This window comes from Nostoc sp., assembly GCF_036919895.1.
Taxonomy (GTDB): Bacteria; Cyanobacteriota; Cyanobacteriia; order Cyanobacteriales; family Nostocaceae; genus Nostoc.
This window is the reverse complement of record NZ_JBALBW010000060.1, coordinates 58,842-81,003: the sequence shown is the minus strand read 5'-3', so window position 1 is coordinate 81,003 and position 22,162 is coordinate 58,842. Positions and strand designations below refer to the sequence as shown.

The 22,162-nt window shown below is 38.7% G+C and carries 18 protein-coding genes; 2 read left to right on the top strand and 16 right to left on the bottom strand.

The genetic code is table 11. The features are described from left to right. Nucleotides 1-396: 396 nt before the first annotated feature. Nucleotides 397-948 carry a 2'-5' RNA ligase family protein gene (locus V7K55_RS11235; RefSeq protein ID WP_334831172.1) on the bottom strand — a complete coding sequence of 184 codons (552 nt, stop codon included), beginning with the start codon at nt 946-948 and terminating at the stop codon, nt 397-399. A 192-nt stretch (nt 949-1,140) separates the two neighbouring features. Here V7K55_RS11235 and V7K55_RS11230 point away from each other — a divergent pair, with 192 nt between their 5' ends. Beyond that, nucleotides 1,141-2,088, top strand: a complete 948-nt coding sequence (locus V7K55_RS11230; RefSeq protein WP_334831170.1) for a hypothetical protein — start codon at nt 1,141-1,143, stop codon at nt 2,086-2,088. A 219-nt stretch (nt 2,089-2,307) separates the two neighbouring features. Here the strand turns inward: V7K55_RS11230 and surE are convergent, their stop codons facing one another. Continuing rightward, nucleotides 2,308-2,988 carry a 5'/3'-nucleotidase SurE gene (surE, locus tag V7K55_RS11225; protein ID WP_334831168.1) on the bottom strand — a complete coding sequence of 227 codons (681 nt, stop codon included), beginning with the start codon at nt 2,986-2,988 and terminating at the stop codon, nt 2,308-2,310. 365 nt (nt 2,989-3,353) lie between these two features. On the opposite strand from surE, the gene psb32 reads away from it, so the two are divergent. Beyond that, the gene (psb32, locus tag V7K55_RS11220) at nt 3,354-4,091 is read left to right on the top strand and encodes a photosystem II repair protein Psb32 (protein ID WP_334831166.1); all 738 of its coding nucleotides are present in this window, start codon (nt 3,354-3,356) and stop codon (nt 4,089-4,091) included. A 44-nt stretch (nt 4,092-4,135) separates the two neighbouring features. Here the strand turns inward: psb32 and V7K55_RS11215 are convergent, their stop codons facing one another. From V7K55_RS11215 to V7K55_RS11150, 14 genes are all read right to left on the bottom strand, one after another. Then, complete coding sequence (locus V7K55_RS11215) at nt 4,136-4,519, bottom strand: DUF4346 domain-containing protein (RefSeq protein ID WP_334831164.1); 384 nt, start codon at nt 4,517-4,519, stop codon at nt 4,136-4,138. 265 nt (nt 4,520-4,784) lie between these two features. After that, nucleotides 4,785-6,533: a carbamoyltransferase family protein gene (locus V7K55_RS11210; protein WP_334831162.1), complete on the bottom strand. Its 1,749-nt coding sequence runs from the start codon at nt 6,531-6,533 to the stop codon at nt 4,785-4,787. A gap of 123 nt (nt 6,534-6,656) precedes the next feature. After that, nucleotides 6,657-7,418 (bottom strand): glycosyltransferase family 2 protein, encoded by a 762-nt coding sequence (locus tag V7K55_RS11205; protein ID WP_334831247.1) that lies wholly within the window; start codon nt 7,416-7,418, stop codon nt 6,657-6,659. Between the two features lie 45 nt (nt 7,419-7,463). Beyond that, entirely contained in the window at nt 7,464-8,660 is a 1,197-nt protein-coding gene (locus V7K55_RS11200) for a glycosyltransferase (protein ID WP_334831160.1), read from the bottom strand. Nucleotides 8,661-8,842: 182 nt separating this feature from the next. Beyond that, complete coding sequence (locus V7K55_RS11195; protein ID WP_334831159.1) at nt 8,843-9,775, bottom strand: phytanoyl-CoA dioxygenase family protein; 933 nt, start codon at nt 9,773-9,775, stop codon at nt 8,843-8,845. A 23-nt stretch (nt 9,776-9,798) separates the two neighbouring features. Beyond that, nucleotides 9,799-11,613, bottom strand: coding sequence for an asparagine synthase (glutamine-hydrolyzing) (gene asnB, locus V7K55_RS11190; RefSeq protein ID WP_334831157.1), 1,815 nt, complete (start codon nt 11,611-11,613; stop codon nt 9,799-9,801). A gap of 13 nt (nt 11,614-11,626) precedes the next feature. Then, nucleotides 11,627-12,805 (bottom strand): glycosyltransferase, encoded by a 1,179-nt coding sequence (locus V7K55_RS11185; RefSeq protein WP_334831155.1) that lies wholly within the window; start codon nt 12,803-12,805, stop codon nt 11,627-11,629. Nucleotides 12,806-12,877: 72 nt separating this feature from the next. After that, nucleotides 12,878-14,023, bottom strand: a complete 1,146-nt coding sequence (locus tag V7K55_RS11180) for a glycosyltransferase family 4 protein (protein ID WP_334831153.1) — start codon at nt 14,021-14,023, stop codon at nt 12,878-12,880. 6 nt (nt 14,024-14,029) lie between these two features. Then, a complete protein-coding gene (locus V7K55_RS11175; protein ID WP_334831151.1) occupies nt 14,030-15,007 on the bottom strand; it encodes a phytanoyl-CoA dioxygenase family protein in 978 nt (325 codons plus the stop codon). A 30-nt stretch (nt 15,008-15,037) separates the two neighbouring features. Then, on the bottom strand, nt 15,038-16,180 hold the full coding sequence (locus V7K55_RS11170) for a glycosyltransferase (RefSeq protein WP_334831149.1): 1,143 nt from the start codon (nt 16,178-16,180) through the stop codon (nt 15,038-15,040). Between the two features lie 261 nt (nt 16,181-16,441). After that, nucleotides 16,442-17,629, bottom strand: a complete 1,188-nt coding sequence (locus V7K55_RS11165; protein WP_334831147.1) for a glycosyltransferase family 4 protein — start codon at nt 17,627-17,629, stop codon at nt 16,442-16,444. Nucleotides 17,630-17,701: 72 nt separating this feature from the next. Further along, nucleotides 17,702-18,850, bottom strand: a complete 1,149-nt coding sequence (locus tag V7K55_RS11160; RefSeq protein ID WP_334831145.1) for an acyltransferase family protein — start codon at nt 18,848-18,850, stop codon at nt 17,702-17,704. 83 nt (nt 18,851-18,933) lie between these two features. Next, complete coding sequence (locus V7K55_RS11155) at nt 18,934-20,427, bottom strand: hypothetical protein (RefSeq protein WP_334831143.1); 1,494 nt, start codon at nt 20,425-20,427, stop codon at nt 18,934-18,936. A gap of 271 nt (nt 20,428-20,698) precedes the next feature. After that, complete coding sequence (locus tag V7K55_RS11150) at nt 20,699-22,006, bottom strand: glycosyltransferase (RefSeq protein ID WP_334831141.1); 1,308 nt, start codon at nt 22,004-22,006, stop codon at nt 20,699-20,701. Nucleotides 22,007-22,162: the final 156 nt, after the last annotated feature.

Here is a 22,162-nt window from a genome sequence, read left to right as displayed (position 1 = left end):
ATTAGGTAAGTAGAAAAAAACAAATCTAACATATCTTATTTGCAAGGCGTTCCAAAAGTTAAGCGATGTGTGACAACAAGTTGCTTACTAGGAGACATTCGGCGTAGGCAACTACACATACAGTAAAAAGAATCAGCGATCGCTTATTCTCAACTATTGATGATACTACGTAGTATGGACGCACATCTATCTGTGCATCCCTACTGCTCTACCCACTATGAACTTATCAAAATTAATCTGGTAGAGAACTACCTAACTGACTCTCTGGCGTTGACAACATATAAAAACTCATCTTCATTCTTAGGTAAGAAAACAGAATATATAAATCACCAATTAATTCAAAATAAAATTAGCTGGGATGTCAAATATTGCCAGCGTTCATCACAAAGACATTGCTCAATTACTATCAGAGAAAAAAGCAAACTCTCGTTTAATATCCCAGCGCTTACCGTCGTTCAGCAGCAAGGTTAATTTGTCAGCAGTAAACTCAAAATGCAACTGACGCTTTTCAAACTCTGGCCAAGCAGCTTGAAAGTCTTGCTTTTTTAAATCCCGAAATGCAACCGTTATATGGGGCGCAAAAGGGCGGGTTTTAGAAACTTCGTCAACAATTCCCAAGTTGCTTTCTATATAAGCCATCAAATCAGCTTGCAAATTCAAAAGTTCTTGACTTCTGACTACATCAATGTATATAACACGAGGTGAAAAGGCATCAAACCCTTTGAGTGTAATTGCTACTGGCTGTTGTCCACTAGCGAACTCCTCCAAAGATGCTTCTAGCAGTGGCAAGCTAGTATTTTCCCATTCAAAGGGCGGTTGCAAGGTAATATGAGGCGGAGACTTTAGCGCCCCACTACTAGCATAGCGATCGGCAAAGTACTGCTTAATCTCGTTGGCGTAGTCTTGAATGTCTTGCGGTGGTAGAAGGGCGACAAAAAAACGACCCATATACTTGAACTATCTATAACTATTAATTATTTTTATTCTGACTCTTAACTTCTGAAGCGCGATCGCTAACGCCGAGAAAATATTACAACTATATTACAATACAAAAATTTGAGAGGTCGCAAGCAGATGCCTTGGCTTGTCAAAAAAGAAGCAAATCACACAAAACCAAGCTTTTAGCCAACTATAGCGCTTGTGCTACTCGTTTGCTACTTCACCGAGCCATTTTTACCCTGCTTTTTAGCGATCGCGCTACTCAAATGCTACTCATCTTCTGGCATAGCCCATCATACTGCTGGAAAAAATGGCTGGGTAATAAATTATTTACTGTTCTATCAAATTAACGTTGTTAAGTTACTCAGCAGGTGTAGTTCTCACCTCCAGGCTGTGTTAGATATTGTGACGCGAAACAGGAGCATAGATACGTTGCAAAAGCTTTCTCCAGAATCTCCTCTATTTATTGGGTTAATCATTATTAGTTTCTTAGTCGTAACGTTGTCAACTTGGCTATCATCTAAACCATTTACTTTAAAACCATTTGGCGTTAATGATATTATCCAACTACTTACGTTGCTATTATTTATTTCTTTGTTACTAGAACGTTCTTTAGAAGTTTTCATAACTACTTGGCGAGGCCCATTCATCGAACAATTAGATATTAGTATTCAGCAAGAAAAGGATCTAGTATCTGAAAAAATGAGACTGATGGAAGTTCAACAGAAACAATTTCCTTCTCTAGAATCAAATCAAGTCAGTGGACTACCGCCTGAAGGAATGAGTTTAGAACAGCAAATCATCCAAAATTTTACACAAAGCCAACAAGAGTCATTAAAAATATTCAAGCCCCAAATGGATGATTTAAATAAAAAAGAGCGCCAGAGGGCAGCCTATAAATCTGATACACGAATAATTGCTCTATGGACATCTCTTTTATTCGGTCTTTTAATGAGTGCAATAGGCATTCGCTCAGTTGAGCCACTTGTAGTTATTGATTTAGACCATCCAATTCAATTAGTTATTTTTCGTTGTTTAGATGCATTGCTGACAGGAGGTTTAATTGCAGGGGGTAGTGAGGGAATTCATAAGCTTATAAAAGTTTTTCTCGACTTTATGGAAGCTACATCTAAACAAATTAAAAGTTAGAGATTATCTGGTTATATCTATTTTAAATATATAGTGCGATCTTCCCATAAATAATCTTTAATATTTACAAAGCTTTTGTTTAAATTGCTTAATAAACAGAATTCAGAATCCTCTATCCTTTTATGGGTAGAGTATTAATAAGGAATAATGTTTAAAATTTGTTTTGCCCACAACGGGCAACACAAACTGTAGATCGGATAGCAATTTTGGATTTTGGAGTCAAACCTTTAACTGAGTTACCGCGATATTGCCGGAAAAACATACATCCACATCGCTTCCAGGAGTGCGATCGCGTTTGCCATATTCGCCTACATAATAAAAATCATCGCCTTCAACTCGATAGTTCACAGGTAAAGGTTTGGTACAGGCTTGGCAAAATACCATTTCCGGTTCTGCTTCTCCTGGTTGCAGATGCGGTAGGTTTACATTCCAAAAGCTTCCCGGTTCTAGGGGACGCTTGAGTAAGTCTGCTAAAACTTCAGTTGTTAATTTGGCGGCTAGATCCCAATCAAAATTCTGCTTGGCTTTGTGATAGTGAGAAATGGCAATTCCGGGAATACCGTGCATTGCGGCTTCCCGCACAGCCGCCACTGTGCCGGAAATGTAGGCATCGACTCCCAAGTTTCCCCCAGCATTAATACCTGAAAGCACAAACTTGACATCTGCGTTAATTTGTGATATGGCAATTCTCACACAATCGGCGGGAGTGCCTGCGATCGCATATTCAGTCTCAGAACGTCGTTGAAGTTTGATAGCACGAGTGGTAGTAACTTGATGTCCACACCCAGACTGATGATCGGCAGGAGCAGCGATAATAAAATTTTTGCCGTTTACAGCTTTGATTAAAGCTTTTATACCGGGGGCATCAATACCGTCGTCGTTAGTTAAAATTATGGTCATGTATATTATTATATTGATATAGATTTAGCTAAAATATAAAAAATGCAGATATCAATGAAAGGCTACTTGCAGATATGAAAACTTATGTTTGATTCAGCTAAAAACATTGATTATACGATATCATTTCTAGATGGTTTGCAAATTCCGCTCTAAACATTTGGGTTAATTCTCAAAATGGGCGGTGTTTCTTGTCAATTTAATGCTTTTAACCGCCCTCAGAACAAGTTTGTACAATCAAAAAAATCCCGTAACAATGTATATCTGCTGACAGTAACAGAAATTTCATACTGGAGAAAACCGGGAAGAGTGATTTTTGCAGTGGTTCTGTAGTATTTTTGGTGCAAGTCTGTCTTAGGGATCACACGATGAAACAGCTTCTCAAACAAGTATTTAGCAGTCAAAAACACCTCATCCGGCTGATTTTACCATTGGTGACGGTTATTTTAGCAGCTTCGGTGTTTGCCGCACCTGCTTTAGCCACAGGTGTGTATCAAATACCCAACCTCACAGCAGGAAATAACACCTGGGTTTTGGATCAAAGTGAAGTCATCAGCCGTCTAAATGAAGGTAAGATTAGCAGCGCTTTCGAGGATTTAGCAGAGCAAACAGACAAAGAAGTTAGAATTGTGACTGTTCGCCGCCTCGACTACGGTGAAACACCAGGAAGCTTCACCAAAGAGTTGTTTGAAAAATGGTTTCCCACAAAAGAAGCCCAAGCTAATCAAACTTTATTGGTTATTGATACAGTTACCAATGGTACTGCCATTATTACTGGGGATAAAGTCAAACCAATACTTACTGACTCTATTGCCGAGAGTGTAGCTACTGAAACGGTAAGTGTACCCTTACGGAATGGTAACAAATACAATCAGGCATTTCTAGATGCAAGCGATCGCCTTGTCACCGTCCTCTCTGGAAAAGCCGATCCAGGGCCACCCCAAATCACTGACAATGTGCAGGTAGAAGGAACCTACAAGAAAGCAGAAGAAACTAACCAAGGTAACGCTACTGCTTGGGTTGTCGGATTATTAATTGCCGCCACTGTTATCCCAATGGCGACTTACTATATCTATCAGATAAATCAGCCATCATCTGATGGGTAATCAGAGAGTTAGGAGTTTCTAACTATTAACTCCTAACTTTAACTTTAGTCTTGAACATACTCTTGTCCTGTGACTAAAGCCACCTCAGCCCGGACAAATTCTCGACCCAAATAAGCTGCATGATCTAATTGAGTCAAAGGAGAGGGCTGAGTTTCTTCAAAAATCTTCACGCAAAGTTCTTTCGCTGTCCTCGCGCTAAAAACCGTTGTGTAAGTTCGTTCTACCTTTTCTCGCGCTGGAATTACCTTCCCTGTTTCTGGATCGATAGCTAAACCACGCTCATCAATCACATTTGTAAAATGCTTGGCATAAATTAACTTTGCGTCTTTATCTAAGTAAATAATGAAATATCCACCGGGATCGAGGTCAATATGACGCTGGGAGAGTTTATCATCAATTGCGGCTAAATCTTCAACTATTAAATCCATAAGCATTATAAAAAGAAAATTTCTTTCTCTAAGATTTTTACACTCTAGATCAAGTGTAATTCCTATCTTACTTAGGATTCTTTATATCTTTAAGATATTTGTAATTTATTTTACTGAAAAGTTAATATGATAATTGGCTATAAATTATACATTTTTTTTAATATTCCGTAACGACGTAATTGTGTACTTTGCAACCTGCAGATTCCCGACTTCTTCGATCGGCCGGGAATCTATCTTGTTGTTCGCGAATGCGCGATCGCCTCACCTATACCCTAGATTCTGATTTAATATCTTTGCGTTCTACATAATAGGAACCCAAAACCAATGCATCCATGTGAGTTCTCAAGAAGCACTGAATGGCTTCTGTAGGTGTGCGAACAATCGGTTCATTTTCGTTGAGAGACGTATTTAAAACGATGGGAATACCAGTCCGTTGAGCAAAGGTATTAATCAAATCCCAATAAAGAGGATTAGTTTGACGACTCACACTTTGTAAGCGCCCAGTACCATCAACATGTGTGACAGCCGGAATTTGCTCTCTTTTTTCAGGGCGAATTTTGAAGACTTTTTCCATAAATGGCGCTGGTTCATCAACTTCAAAGAATTCGCCTACCCGTTCTTCCAAAATACTGGGAGCAAAGGGACGGAACTTTTCCCGGAATTTGATTTTCAGGTTGATAATATCCCGCATATCAGCACGACGCGGATCGGCGAGAAGGGATCTGTTACCCAAAGCCCTAGCAGCAAACTCCATTCTTCCTTGAAACCAGCCGACTACTTTACCTTCACAAAGCGCGTCAACAACATGGTTTAGGAGTGCTTCTCGCTCTCGGATTTGAGGTTGCAAATCGTGCGCTTGCAATGCTAGTAAGCATTCCTCATCAGTAAACTCCGAACCCCAATAAGCATGATCTAAAACAAAGTGACGTGGTTGCTTGAGTAGATGATTCCAGATAAAGAAGGCTGCCCCAATTGATGTACCATTATCAGCAGCACCCACTGGAATATAGATATTCTTAAAGGGAGTATTTTGAGTAATCTTGCCATTGGCGACAGAATTCATTGCCACACCACCCGCTAAACAGAGATTTTCACTCTTGTAGCGATCGCTCAGTCGGTTAATTAAATGGAAAACTATCTCTTCCGTTACCGCTTGCACAGAAGCAGCAATATTCTGATGTTTTTGGGTAACTTCTGACTTGGAATTTCGCGCCGGCCCCAATAATTTCTCTAGTTCTGGGCTGTGGAAAGGTTCAACAATGGGCGCTCCATCTTCCCACTTCATGGCAATACCTTCCTCATGGTGAGTGAAGTAATCTAAATTCAACTCAAAACTATCACCTTTGGGATAAATAATTCGCCGAAACGCTTCCAAATATTCTGGTTCTCCATAAGGCGCTAATCCCATCACTTTATATTCATCTCCATAGGCGGGAAAGCCTAAATAAAGGGTGATGGCGTTGTAAAGATAACCGATGGAGTGAGGATAGTGAGTGCGATCGAAGTACTCTAAACGGTTCCCTTCACCAGCAGCAGCTAAGGTACTCACAAAGTCTCCCATGCCGTCAATGGATAATATAGCTGCTTTTTCAAAGGGTGAAATGAAAAAAGCACTGGCTAGGTGAGTTGTATGGTGTTCTAGGTTATGGATTGTAGCCCGAATCTCTTCAGATGTAGAATAACAAGCTTCTGCTAACTGTTGCTTAAGACTCGTAGATTTACTTTGTTTGTTAAACCGATCTAATAGTGATGATAAGGAAGGACGTTGTTGGAGAGTAAACAGAAGCTTCCGATTTAGATTAGCTTTAGGATTAAAAGATACCGCCACATGATCCAAGTCTGCTGCACTAATACCACCAATTTTCAGACAATAGCGAATAGATTCTGCGGGAAATCCAGCCCAATGTTTAACTCTATTAAACCGTTCTTCTTCAACTGCGGCAATCAGTTGACCATCTTGGACGAGACATGCTGAAGCATCACCGTGGTAAGCGTTAATTCCGAGAATATTCATAAGATTAAGTTAAAGTTTGATTGGCTGAAATATTTAAATCGATCGGATTCCACCAAGGGTATGGAATATTGTTATAGGAAAGCAGCGCTTGAAATATTTTAATTAGTCAAAATTCATTACATTCTACAATTTTCCATACTCGAATAGACGAATTGCCAAAAGAGTTTCTGCTAGCATTCGCTGAAATGCATAGTACCAACCATGCCAGCCGTCTAGAATACCGCCTTTCAGGATCAGACAGTAAATTAAGATGATAAAGGGAGCGAGGATTTTTTGTTTACGGATGCGATCGCTAAAACTAAGTTCGCTTTCTGGAGTCTCTAGCAGTTTTTTAGCTTCAATCACCATATAGCGATCCTGCGCCCATAACCAACGACTTAGGGGTTTGCGATCGTCGTGATGAATATAAGTAGACAGTTCAGCAGACTTACCCGTAAGTTGCAAAACCTGTGTATGACCATCATCTATGTAGATAGCTTTGTTTTTTTGAAACAGAGTTTGACGGGGGGGAAGTATAGTCCCACGCAGTGGCTTACCAAATATACAGTACTTAAACTTGGTAAAATAGCCGTCAATTTCTCCATCAATTGGTAAAACTGCGATTTCAGAAATTAACTCATCAGTGACAATATAATCTGCGTCCAAAGAAAGCACCCATGATGATTTAATCTTTTCTAAGCCGTAGTTCCACTGTGTTGCATGAGTATCAAATTTGCGCTCAAATACTTTAACTTGTGGATAGGAGTGGAGAATTTCTATAGTTTTATCTGTACTATAGCTGTCAATAACAATAATCTCCTTTGCCCAGGTCAGCCGCTCAATGGCACGATGAATATTTGGGAATTCGTTGTAAGTGAGAATGAGAGGAGTAATTCTCTCTAGCATAGATGCCATAAATTATTCAAGTTTATTTAAGGAGGTCGAACAATATTAAATTAGTGTTTTAGATATTAAGTTTTGCTTAATAAGTTTCGTATATATCTCCATTAGATTTTCCGCAATATGATTCCAGGTATAATTCTCCAAAACTAGTTTACGGGCGCGATCGCCCATATCCTTAATTGCTTGAGGATGGCTCAAATAACAATCAACAGCTTCGGCGATCGCCTGCACATCCAATTCGGGAACGTAACCGAGTTTGTTTTGTTGAACAACAGCAGCTAAAGCGACACCAGGAGTAACAACAACGGGAATACCAACAGCTAAAGCCTCTAGGACTGCTATGCCGAAGTTCTCGGCGTAGGATGTCAAGGCAAATATATCTGACCCTTGAATGCAAAGGTTTTTTTCCTCTCCGGTCACAAATCCAACAAAATGAGTGCGATCGCGCATCCCATGTGAGACGATCAGAGACTCAATTTCCGCTTCGTACTCTTGGGAACCACTACCTGCAATCACAAAGGTGAAACGGTAATTAGTGAGTTCCCCCAAGGCGGGGATGAGATAATCTAGTCCTTTTTTGGGGTGCAAGCGTGATAAAAATAAAATTATTGGTTCATCTGCTGGGACTTGCAAATGTTCCCGAAGTCGAGAACGGGCATTAGGGATAGCAGCAGGAATAGAAAGTCCGTGAGGTAGAACAAAGCTAGGGGGGCTGAGAGCTAAACGAGAAACTTCTTGCTGTTCTTGTTCAGAGGTAAGATGAAGCGCCTGAGAGTGATTGAGGTTTGACCGTTCGATCAAGTTGAGATAAATTTGTTTTCTGCGAGCGCTTTGCTGAAGTGACCATTCGCATAGTTGTCCTAGTGGGCGAACAATGTAAGGAATGCCTTGAAAACGAGCGATCGCCATTGCCACCGTAGAAGCATAGGAGAAAATAGCATGGATGTGTAACAAGTCATACTTTTTAGCATTTTGCCACAACCATGTAGTTAGCTGACTAGAAAATGCAAATTCTCTTATGGACGTAACTTTAGGAGAAAAGCGCGAAAAAAACTGAACTGGTACTTGCTTATACTCTATAGGTTTGCCAAGAGGGACATCGAGTAAATTATTACCATTATCATTAGTGGTTACAATTTCTGCTGCAACCCCTTGATTTCGCAGTGCTTTAACTGTTTCTAATACTGCTTGACTTGGCCCACCTCGCACTGATGCTACTGAAGGAATAATATGCAGAATTTTCATGTCATGTTGATCCAAAACTTTGAGGTTTTGAATTAGTACAGTCGGGCAGAAATAACTAGATAGTTATAAGCTAACAAAAAAAATAACTCTTAGTACGTAATATTTTAAATAAATAAAAAATCAAGATAATAACTTTATTCTAAATGATTTATATAATGATAGTGAGCCATGCTAAATTAGTATCACTTTAAGTAGATTCTATTGGTGTAGGTATTAAACTGATTGGGTTTTGGATACGATCTTAAAGGCTTTTTCGGGCCTAATGGTAATGGAAACAAGGTGTAAGTCACTGCTAAAATCAACCGATGCTTGTTTTTAGGAATAATAGAGCGGTGGAGTACATAGCTATTCTCAAGCCAAGCCAAGCCTGCCTCACCAGTAAGTTTTATTAAGTTATCTTCTATAGGAAAATTAGGATTATCATCAATATCTACATCTCTCGTTCTCGGCGGTAGTAACCATGTATGAGATTTTTTAATAAATGCATGAGGCCCAGAACTTTCATCTACATCAGTTAAATATATAAATAACTTAATTTCTGACCAATCATCAAGGTCTCGATGAAATTCTCCGGGATGTGTAAAATATCTTTCATTTAAATTTGCTTGAACATCAAAGCCAGATAATAACCACCAAATCTGCATCAAAGAAATTGTTGGTTTTGCTCCAAATATATTCTCTATTATGCTTAAAACCCTTGTTTCGTTTGCAAGTTCTAATAGATGTGGAGTATCGACAATATCCTCTGGTGTATAATAAGCATGAATAGAAGATTTATCAGCGAATCCGGGTGCGCTAAACTTGCCATTCCCTGGACGATGCCGATCGATGCATAGCTTTGTAGACAGGTATGACCTCATTTCTTTAATTTGAGTCTTTGTCACAAAATTATCCAAGACAACTAATCCATCTTCTTGCAAAGATTGGATATTTTTTCTTGTTTCAATATCAATTTTACGATTCCGAGTTTTGGGAAGAAAGTAGGAAAATAAATATGCGATTAACCTCCGCAGATTGGGATTTAAGATCGTCATTTGAAAATAGTATAATGACCATTTATAATCAGTCAATCCTTGTTTAGTTAATCGGATATATCTATCTATCTTCTTTTCCATTGCTAGAACATTGTAGAAACAGATTATTTTGATCCAGCAATTTCATTCCACCAATGGTGGAGAATCGCTAAACTCCAATTACGATACCATAGTTTGAGATTAATATCTTTACCTAATTCTTGAGCCGGAAAATAATCACTCCAATCTTTCTCTATCCATTGCTGAAAAGGAAAAAAGAATCCTCGCTTGGGACGATTGAGTAACCAACTTGGTAACTCAGGAATTGCTTGAACTAATAATTGTTTACCTTGTGCGAGACGCATTGTACTAGGAATAGAGGCGATCGCTTCTAGTAGAGTTTGGTCAACTAAAGGGACTCGCAATTCTAACCCCCAGGACATACTCATAACATCGCTGTCCCGCAACAACTGATTACGCATATAACAACTCAGTTCTAGCAGGCTCACTTCATCTTCTAAAGAAGGCAGATGTTTGGGTAAGCTCCTATCCTGAAAAATCACCCCCTCCCAAATCGGTAAAGATGCATCTTTAAAGTAGTGCTGAGTAATTTTCCAGGCTTCTCTGTGGGAGAAAATTCCCCTAAAACTACGGTAAGCTGCTGCGGTTGTTGGCTTTTGCTGTAAAAAGTCTCCTAAGCGCCTTATGCGTGGTGATCTGCCCCAAGATGCTAATCCTCTACCCAGACTGCTGCTGATAGGTTGAATTTTCTGGAGTTGCTGACCCCACCGCACCATATTTGGTACTTGTTGAAATGTTTTATAGCCACCGAATAGCTCATCTCCCCCTAATCCAGATAAAACTACTTTAGTTCCATCTTTACGGGCAATTTGGGATACACAAAAAGTATTGAAGCCGTCAATACTAGGTTGATCGATACTTGCTAAAAACTTTGGTAGTAGGTCACGTCCTAAAGAGGCAGTTACTTTATATTCTGTGTGTTCAGTGTCAAATTCTTGAGCAACTTTTTGAGCAATTTCCCCTTCATTCCACTCATTTTCTTCAAAACCAATTGAGTAGGTACGTAAATTACCTTTTTGAGTTTGACGCGATAAAGCAACAATTGAGCTTGAGTCAATTCCACCACTTAAAAATATCCCTACTGGCACGTCACTGATAAAGTGATGTTCAATAGAGTCAATGAGTGCATTACGAACTTTTTCTTTAGCTTCTGTGAGAGAAATTGTTTCAGCCGCAAAGTTTATTTGCCAATACTGCTGTTGGCTGAGATTACCTGCTTGCCAACGCAACCAATGACCAGCTTCTAAACAGCGAATCCCGGCAATTAGAGTGTGAGGTTCTGGTACTGAACCACTGACAAGATAGCCATATAATCCCTCTGGACTTAAGGCAATGCTAGGTAATTTCGATGCCAGAATTGCTCTAATTTCTGAGGCGAATATTAAAGTTGCTCCAGATTGCCAATAGTATAAAGGTTTAATTCCTAAAGCATCGCGGGCAATAAAGCAGGTTTGTTCTTGATTATCCCAAATAGCAAAGGCAAACATCCCTCGCAAATTCTTGACACATTCTGTTCCTTGCTGCTGATAAAGTTTGAGAATAACTTCAGTATCAGTTTGTGAATAGAACTTCTCGCCTTTTGCTTCTAGGTCAAGTCGTAATTGGCGAAAGTTGTAAATTTCGCCATTAAAGGTAATCCAATAGCGTCCGTCAGGTGTAGACATTGGCTGATGTCCTGCGGCGCTGAGGTCAAGAATAGAAAGACGAGTATGAGCAAAAGCAACTTCTCGATTTGGGGAAATATAAATTCCTTGGTCATCAGGCCCGCGATGCTGTAATGCGGTTTGCATTCTCAGCATCAAGTTTTCCAAATTATTTTTTATTTCAGTTTTCGTTAAAATTCCGGCAATGCCACACATACAGATCGTTTAATTATTTATGATTGAAAATAATAGCCTGATAAATATCAACCATTTTGGCTGCAACTTTGTCCCAAGTGTATTGTTCTCTAATTATTTGACGAGCGCGAGCGCCCATAGCTTTCGCTTCTTGGGGATGAGTGAGATATTCTTCAATATCTTTGGCGATCGCTAGTACATCTAATTCTGGAACGTAACCAATTTGGTGCTTTTGAACTATAGCAGCTAAAGCCACGCCAGGGGTAACAAGGACGGGAACACCTCCAGCTAAAGCCTCTAGAACTGCTAAACCAAAGTTTTCGGCGTGAGATGTCAGAGCAAATAGATCCGAACCTTGGATAAAGAGGTTTTTTGTCTCTCCTGCAACAAATCCCGCAATATAGGTGCGATCGCGAATGCCATTTGAAACCAGCGCTGACTCAATTTCCGCTTCATACTCTTGGGAACCACTACCTGCGATCGCAAAAGTGAACCGGTGATGAGTAAGTTTGCCTAATGCGGGGATCAGATAGTCTAGTCCTTTTTTCGGATGCAAACGGGATAAAAATAAAATTACAGGTTCATCTGCTGGCAGGTTGAGGTGTTGCCGAAGTAGAGAACGAGCATGAGGAATCTGGGGCGGGTGAGAAAGCCCGTGTGGTAATACAAAACTGGGGGCGCTAAGTTCCAATTGAGCAACTTCTTGCTGTTCTAGTTGCGAGGTAAGGTGGATGCCTTGAGAGTGGTTGAGGTTAGCTTGCTCAATTAGCCTCATGTAAATTTGCTTTTTGCGGGCGCTTTGCTGCAAAGACCATTCGGATAATAAGCCATGTGGGATCACAATATAGGGGACATTTTTGAGGCGAGCGATCGCCATTGCCATCGTTGATGCATAAGAGAAAATGGCATGAATATGCAAAATGTCATACTGGGAAATATTATCCCAGAGCCATGCTGTTAACTGCCAAGAAAAGGCGTATTCTCTGACAATTTTTACAGTGGGTGAAAACCGAGAGAAAAACCAGACTGGAACTTGCTTATATTGAATGAGTTTCTGTAAAGGAACATCAAGTAAGCAATCGCCGTTATCGTTCGTCGTGGCAATTTCAGCATCAACATTATTAGTTCGCAATGCCTTAACCATATCCAGAACAACAAGACTTGGGCCACCCCGTACTTGAGGAACAGAGGGAATAACATGGAGAACTTTCATAGCGGATATCCGCAGCAAATTCTAGTAAGATGCACCATTTTAGTTGTTGAAAAAAAGTTAAGAACTATAAAATTAAATTATTTTTAATTTATTCTCATGTTTTTCATTAATGGCTTGCTGATAAAGTTCAATATAATCGGAAATCATTTTCTCTGCTGAAAATTTTTGAGAATTTACAAATCCTTTTGACTTCAGCGTTTCTAGTGTGGGTAGATTACGAATTATCTCTTCTGCGGTTTCTTTCGGCTGTTCCGGTTCTATATATATAGCCGCTTCTCCTCCTACATCATTCATGGGGGAACGGTTGGATGTAAATACAGGACAACCACAAGCTTGAGCTTCGATAATCGGCCAACCAAAGCCTTCATAGAGAGAAGGGAAAAGTAATGCTGTAGCAGAAGAATAGATAGCTCTGAGGTTTTCGTTATTAATTTCTACTAACTCTATTACTTTTTGCATCATATTATGTGTTTTGATAAACTGACGCATTTCATCAGTCATGGGTTTACCCACCATAACTAGGTAAAATTCTGGTTGTTCGAGTTGCAGAATTAGCTGATGAAAGATTTCTAGAACTCCCAACCGATTTTTGTACCAGTGATTTGCCCCTACATGGAGAATAAATGGATAATTTTCAGGAATTCCCAAAGCTTTTAAACGTGGTTGAGATTCCGTAGCTTTCATCGGCGTGTAGGGATAGTTTAAACCCATAGGAATCACAGATACAGCACTCTCAGACAGAGAAGAAAGGCGTAATACATCACTTTTAGTCTGTTCTGAAACACAAGCAACTTTATGCGCTTGGTTTAGTCCTCTCATCACCATTTGCTGGAATTGCTTACCAGTCCATCCAGTGCGATATTGGGGAAATTCCCCCAAGCCAGAACGAATTGGCAATAAATCATGACAAGTGATGACGTGAGGTATATTTCCCAAATATTTTACGTAAACTGCATTACCTTGGTCGCATATATGAACTATATCTGCCCAAGATAATGCTTGACGCAATTGTGCTGGAAAAAACCCAAATTTATCAATATAACCTAACCATTTCCTGAGTGAATTTGGTGATGATAATAGCTTACCAAACCAAGGACTTGGGCAAATAATTCTGACTTGATGCCCAACCTTGGTTAAGTAATTTTCCAACATAGAAGCAAATATATCCATGCTGATGATTGCATCTAATGGGTAATTACCTATCAACAAAATTTTCATGAATTGCTATACTTTTGGTTTTTGGTTAGAGTATTTTGATTTAAAATGCCAGAGGATTCGCTTGGCATTAATTAGTGCCTCAGCAGGCAATAGAGATTTGACTATGTTTTTGTTAAGAGCTTCTAGGGTTTTGGGTAACAATTGCTTCTGTAGCTCTAAGATATCTTGTAGTTTCATCGTAGCAATTGAAGTGTTAGGAAAAGCCGGGTAGTCTCTCTTAAAACCAAATCCGAGATAATCCATTACCTCTGGAGTGAGATTTTCAAGGTACTCAGTATTCACTAGATTTTTTTCACCATGCCCTACATTTTCGCTACCAACCTGATCGACTTGAAAAAGCAAGGTAGTTCTGTTATAGGTTTTATCCTGAAAAGGTTCAGCTCTATGGATTCCGTGGATATCACATAAGATCAGACTTCCCTTGAGCATGGGAAATGTTAGTATATCTTTGCTATATGTATTGTCGATATAGCTGTCACTCAGGTAAATTTCATGGCTGTATTTGCGAGACCACTTATGCGAGTCTTTTATGTATTGAAAGGCATTTTTTTCAACATCAGAGAAATAAAATAAAAACAACAGACCTGGCATACTGTGTTTTTCAGATAATTGCTTACCAACCTGGCGATTATTATCTGTATGCCAAGGCATGTGGGAATTTTGAGATGTTTGATAGATTCTATGATTAGTTAACTTATAATCATCAGCAAAATATTCTTTGCATACATCTAAGACTTTTCTGGAAGTAATAACATCGTATATTTTTTTAGAACCCGCTAGGCAATGAGTAAAAAATTTGATGTCTTGAGAAGTAACTACGCCAACATCATTGTTATTCAGCAATAGTTGATTGAAATCAATTTCTTGAAGTAGTTCTTCAACATACTGAGTGGTTAACGCTTGTTCAAAAGCAAAGTACCCCTTGTCTTTGAGGTCATTAACTATTTCGCTAGTGCTGATATTGACAAAATTGGGATTAAACATGGTTGATACCTTTATTGTGATGTTAAAAACTTAAATGTCTTTGAAATCTTTTTCTAAGTAGCTATCAAGAGTTTTTTGAAACTGTTGAAAACCAAATTGGTTAATTACTTTTTCTCTTAATGCCTCTGGTTGATAGATTAGAGGATTAGAATAAGTACCCTGTAGGATTTGAATTATGGTTTCAGCGATCGCTTCTATATCATCAGGGTCAACAAGTGCGCCTAATTCTCCCTGACACAGTGCATCCAATGCCCCATCTTTGTTTCCTCCAAGAGTAGGTTTGCCACAAGCAAGTGCTTCTAGGTAAACAATACCAAATCCTTCACCTTTACTAGGCATGGCAAATACATCACAGAGATTATAGTGGTCGCAAAGTTCTTCGTCGGGGATGTAGCCAGTTAGAGTTACACAATCTTGGAGTTGGTATTGGGAAATTAACTGTTCAATTCGTGCCTTATCCTCTCCCTTCCCGACTAGAAGATAATGAACATTAGGAATAGCCTGACGGATCTTAGGCAAAGCTGTGATAATTCTGTCGTAGCCTTTATACTGCTCTAATTTTTCTAACCGAGCGATGGTAAGTATAATCGGTTGCTCTGAGTTTAAACCATATCTTTTGAGCAGGCTTTCAGGCTTGGGTGCAATCTGAAAATTATCGGCATCAAAGGTATTGGGTAGAACTACAACTCGTTCGGGATCGAGGTTTTGTTCTTGCAGCAAGCGATCGCGCGTATAGTGACTAACGGCTAAAATGCGATCGGCATGGTGAAGAGCCGTCTGTAAATTTGAATTCTGAAGGTTCCACACTTCAATCCCGTGTACTACAACCCAATAAGGTATGCCAAATAGCCGTTTCAACAGGTAAGCCGGAACACTAAAGTTGAGATGGCTAGAAAAGATCAGGTTTGGACGCTGCCAAAAACCAAAACCAATTAGTTGGCTTGCAAAAGCTAGGGTGCGTAGGGATAGGGGCCAATTGCCAGATGGATGAAAGCACAAATTAGGCAACTTTGATGCTACATCAGTATCATGCTTAATGAAAATATCATAGGCAAAATCGGGGTGGAGAGTTTGGAATGCCTTGAAACAGAAAAAGGAGTAACGCTGAATTCCTCCTGTAGCGTCGAATAGATCGGGAAACCAAAGATGGTAGTAGTATTTATGTTTACCCATAGTTTTTTAAAATACTTGGTGCTGATAAATAAAAGTTGAATTGGATTAATTGTATTATTGACACAGACATAGTACGATAAGCAACGAAAATTGGTATCTTTTTAAGACAATTTGAATAAGTCAAGCTAACAGTTTTTAAACCGAATCTACGAATTGATGAGTTACATAAAATAGTATTTTATAACAATAAGGATCGACATTATTATAATTAGATATTTTTTAAACTTCCAATGACCATTTCAAAAGCGATCTTCCTAAAGATTAAGCCTTCGCTGAAACTGAGTTTGTATATTCAATGGCCTGTTTTAGTCCCTGAGTTGCTTGAGTATAGCTATACTGAGAAATAATTCTCCGACTCTCTTCTCCCCAGCGCCGTAAACGTTCCCCATCACAAAACGCTTCGCGTAGGCTACTAGCTAAGGCAGATACATTACCCGCAGGAAAAATCAGTCCATTTTGATGGCGATCGATTAGGTCTTGGGCACACCCTACATGGCTACTAACAATTACTGGACAACTTAAGCACATTGCTTCATTAATTGCGAGTCCCCAGGTTTCCGAAGAACCATAGCTAGGCAGCACAACTAAATCAGCAACCGCATAGGTGCGGGGCATTAAGGATTGATTTTGGAAGGGAGCAAAGTATATATTTGATTGACCAACGGCTGCGGATTTCAGGTCTTCTTCTAAAGGGCCTGCACCAACAAATAGTAGCGATACTTGAGGGATATTTGCTTCTAAAAAAGCTAAGAGTAAATCCAAAGGACGTTTTTTGGATTCAAATTTACCTGCAAACAGAATCACTGCATGATGCGATGGAATGCCCAATTCTTGCTTCCAAATCATTGCCTGCTGTTTGGCACTTTCGGTTTGAGTAAAAAAGCGATCGTTATCTACAGCATGGGGAGAAAAAAACAAACTTTTTTCTGAAACTTGATGATAGCGGAAGTAATCATAGTTAGCTTTACCCACGTAAAGGCAGGCAGCAAAGCGATGATAAATCTGCGTAATAAATTGCTGACGTGCCCATGCTTTCATACCATTCGGCTGTAGTAAACGATGGGAATCACCACGAAATAGTAACGGTATCTGAAGAGAATTCCAGTGCCATAAAAAGCGATAAATGCTGGCATAGTTGTAGCACATTAATAGCACTGCATCTGGCTTATAGGCTTTTACCTGAGATACTAAAGATGGATTTTGTAATCCCCATAAATGATGGACACCGGGATCAGAACTCAGGTTAGGCACAAATTCATATTCATATCCATCTAACAGTGGAATATCCCACTGAAGAATCTGTTTAAAACCTACATCAACCTGTGGAGTAATACCAAAGTCCCAAAGGTAAAATACTCGAATATCAAGATTAGTAGACTGAGTAATATAGCGAAACCAAGGTGCGTAATATTGAATAGGATGGGTTGAGATAATTGCTAATTTTGTCATGTCATAATATATATTGAATAAATTAAATATTTTATAGCGTTTCCTAATCATATAAGGTACATCATAGCCCCCTCATTGCTTGCGGGGAGGATGTTGGGGGCGGGGTTCTTGTACCTCACTCAACTGAGAACCACTATATTGATTTAATCCTAATAATGCTGAAAGCTTATTACTATCTTTGAGTTTAAGACAGGGTTTTTCAATTAAGTAATAAGAAGTAAGTCCAGCCAACAAACTAAACCCAATATTATAGGGAAAAATTCCTGAAATAGTAGTATTATCATTAGTTAAAAATAATTGCTGCCAAATGTATAAACTATAGGAGATTTTTCCTATGTAAACAATGACTGGTATACTCAGTAATTTATTTGCATAGGAAAGCGGATTAGCATGGAGCCAGGCAATCAGTATTCCTAAAATTATGGCATCTATGGTTATGCCTATAGAGATTAAATAACCTCTAATTAAGTGATCCAAAATAGGAGTAATGAACAATGGCCAGATAAGTAATATTACTATGGAGAATCCCTTCAATTTATATATACGCTCACTTAAGACAGGAAATAGAGTAAGAATAGCCATTAGGCAGCCTACCATAATACTATCTATCGAGGTATGTAGCATCATGTTTAAATATCCTTTAACTGAAGGAAATAAAAAGTAGCTAGCTACACGAATAATCGGCATCGATAAAATTAGAATAAACGATAACTTACGAGACTTGTTAATTCCTAGCAACAATAAAATTAGAGGCCAGAGTAAGTAAAATTGTTCTTCTAATGAAAGAGTCCATAAATGACCAAGAAACCAAGTTCCTCTCAAGGTACCATTGTGAAAAGGGCCTAGATAGTTCCATGTAAAAGTTGCTGCTGCTATGAATTGTTCTGCATTGATATTCAAATGAGCAATCAAGTTAATAATGAAAACTACTACTATAAAGCAGTAAAGACTGGGAAATAACCGTATTGCACGACGCACATAGAATCTCTTCAAATCAATAATACCACTTCCATTAATTTCTTTTAACAAAATTAGGGTTATTAAATAGCCACTTAGGACAAAAAATAGCCTAACTCCCAAACTGGAATTAGCTATAAATATTGATGCTAAATTCCAAATCTCACTTTTGGAGTGAATAGTATTTTTTGCATGATCTAGCAAAACCAAGAATATAGCTATTCCTCTAAGACCATCAAATGAGCTAATTCGCTTTTGAATCATTAAATCAATAAATATTGGTATAATTTATCTAAAAAGATAATGGATAAATATTTTCAGGAAATTTTTTTAGCAAAATGGCAGCTTTAAAAATGTAGCTCACCAGTAGGGTAAATACTATAGACTTGAGATGGATAGTATTTAATACCTTTCATCAAGAAACTTCTGATAACTAATAAAATCATTGTGCTTTGAGATAAAATACTCAAAAATGAGCTCAGAGTCAATTCATTTTTAATTGACAGCATGATCAAAATCAGTGATAGCAGAAATCGGTATGATGTAATCGGAACATTCATTGTCAAACGAGTTATCCATCCATATAAACTCCCTAGAAATATTCCTAAACCAGCGCAACCTATCCTACCAAAGTTAGCATAAGCTTCTTGTAACAAACCCCAGGCAATTTCGGTTTTCAATGTTTCTTTATATGTTTGTAAACCATAATATATGCTTAACATATTGGTGGCTTCACTACCACGAATCTTGTTTGAGTTAAATATCCGAGGTATTAATAACTGAGGGATAAGTGAATAAGTTTTTCCCTGCATATATTCTCTTAAAGTTCCCGTTTCTGAAATTGCTTTCATCAGCATGTGTATAATGCTTGAACGTTCGTCCAAACTTTCTGGCTTTTCTTTATTACTAGCTATACTGTCTTTAGGAGTATTTATATGCCGCCAAGAATTATTAGTCCAGGTAATATATACAGTAATATATTGCGAAGGTTGAATTGAGCCTTTATTCCAGTAAATGGATCGAATTTCTCCTTTACCTAAGTTGAGGAACGATATGATTAAAAAAGTTATCAATAATAATCGCCACGGAAATTTGCCACTGCCAAGCATCCAACCTAAACTTGTTAATACTACGTACACACCTGCTCCACTCAGATAAAGACTAACTCCTGATTGAAAAATCAAACCTATTGTTAGCAAAATAAATAGTCTGGACTCTCTACGACTTAAGCGATTAGCTCCTAGTTGATAACCTAATATCATTAATCCAAGACTAGTGAGAGATGGCATTGCAGTTTTCAATATTGCATAAATTGAGCTAGGTATTATTGACCATATATATCCAGTATTTTGTAAAAGATCAAATATAATAGATAAAAAGATTATTTGGAGAAAGAAAGGGGTTATTTGGTTTGGTTTAAATACTTTAATTTTAGATATGCTTCGAGGTTCACGACTGACGAAAGCAAGCCAAGTTATTGTCCCCACTCCCAGAAAAATGGCAACGACTATGGCTGCATTAAAATGTAATGCTTCAGAATACTTAAGAATATTTGGATTTTTGGAAATAAGGGGAAAAGCATGTGAGCTTAAGTAGGTTAGTGTCATTATTGGAAATAAAGGCAGTCCTTTGGCACGATCAGCACACCATAAATAGGTTGGTAATAGTGCCATTACTGCAATTAATAAGGCACCCATCTTACTGAGAAAGGGTGCATCAGAAGTGATGATTTTCAGTACTATAAACATCAGAGCAATCCAAAAGGCTTTCACAAACCAACGCTTCTGATGTTTGCTAAATCCTATAGGGGACTCAAAGTTAAACCCGGATGTCATAAACATAATTTTAGAAAATTGGTAATAGCATAAAGTTTGTACACGCAATGACTAACTGAATATGAAACTCAACGTTGTTTCAAAATGGACAAGATTTATTTGTAAAATTATAATGCACTATTGCTATTGTAAGTATTGATAACACGCCTGTAAAAAATCGTGTATTCACTAGAATAAATCAAAATGCTTGACTACTTGTTTAAGGACTTCCGCAATTTATTCAACGCACAACTTAATACCTGGAATCGAAGAGTTACTTTATGATGAACTGCCTTTTCTATAAATTAGCAAGACTCCGATCGAATACGGCACACTGCTGGCGGGTCATTTCCCGATCTGTATAGGGTTGAAAGGCTAACCAGTCAGTTTTTGGTTGAAACCCTTTTGGCATAGAAAGCAACCAATTAATTTGAGCAACCATCGCGGAAAGCAAATCTTTAGGCTGGTTTGATGAAGTAAAGGTAACAGCTTGACCAGCTTGGCAGCGTTGTAGAATATCAACTACAGAACTCTCGTGGTGAAAAATTGCCAGGATGGGTTTGCGGGCTAGAATACAGGGGTAGAGTTTGGAAGCTGTATAGCTGGGGTCATCAGAGCCAATGAGTAGAATAGCGTCGCTATCAATGAGAACTTGTAGCGCCTCAAAGTAGGGAATGCGATGAGGATGTTCGGTTACTAAGTCAGCAACATCTAGTTCTTGGGCTATTGGCTCTATAGTTTTAATGGCTTGACTGCCAAGAGCATAACTAGTACCAACAAAATGCAGTTGAACTGATTGCCAAAGTTTAGAGTTATGGCGACGCTCTGACTGAATACTCAGAAATAAAGTTCTCACAGCCAAGGCCATATCATCGCCACCTCTGCCCACGTATACCCAATGGCGTTTACCATCATTGGGGTTAAATATGTTTTGCTGAATATTGAGAGAGGGAAGTTTCTTAAAATCAGACTCTGGAGCTCCAAAAGGCAAAACAGTAAACTGTTTCGGTTGTAAATGTGGGTATCGCTGTTGTAAGATTTTCGGATATGCTGGTGAAACACTAATTACGTGACTGACTTTACTCATAGCCCTGGGTTCCAGCAATTTTGCTTGGAGTTGAGCAAATCCGTACTTGAAGCGTCCTCCTGGTGGAGTACTGTCTGTATATTTGTAGTAATCACTTAACCAGGGATCTTGAAAGTCCAGGACATAGGGTATTCTGAAGCGTCTGTACCATCTATGACCTAGAGCCATAGTGATGAATATAGTCGTTGAAAAATATACTAAATCAAATTTTTGCAGGCGAAGGAGGCGATCGCCTGCTCTAAGTAAATAGGGAAAACTTCGCAATCCCAAACTGCCCATACCAATCAGCCGAGTCTGTTGAACGGGTATTGCTCCTGTATATGTAACGGGGATATTAGAGGGAATTGTTTTTGCTAGTATGGGGTCTTGGATTCCTTCAACACAATCTGAACGAACTGTTAAAATGTGAGGTTCCCAACCAAATTCTTCAAAGTACGGCAGAGACATTCGCACCCGTTGATGATCGGGAGCGTTAATTGGTGGGAAATGGGGACTAACTATTAGAACTTTATGGTTCATTTGATTTTGGAATAGTCAAATTTTTTGAATCCTCAAAATACCTTTTCATTTTTATGAAGTTTTTCTCATACAATGATTTATAATCGCCAGCTATATTTGCAAAGGTGAGATGCTCTCAGTCTAAGCTACGTTAACGGCCCACTTGGATGGCTAAAT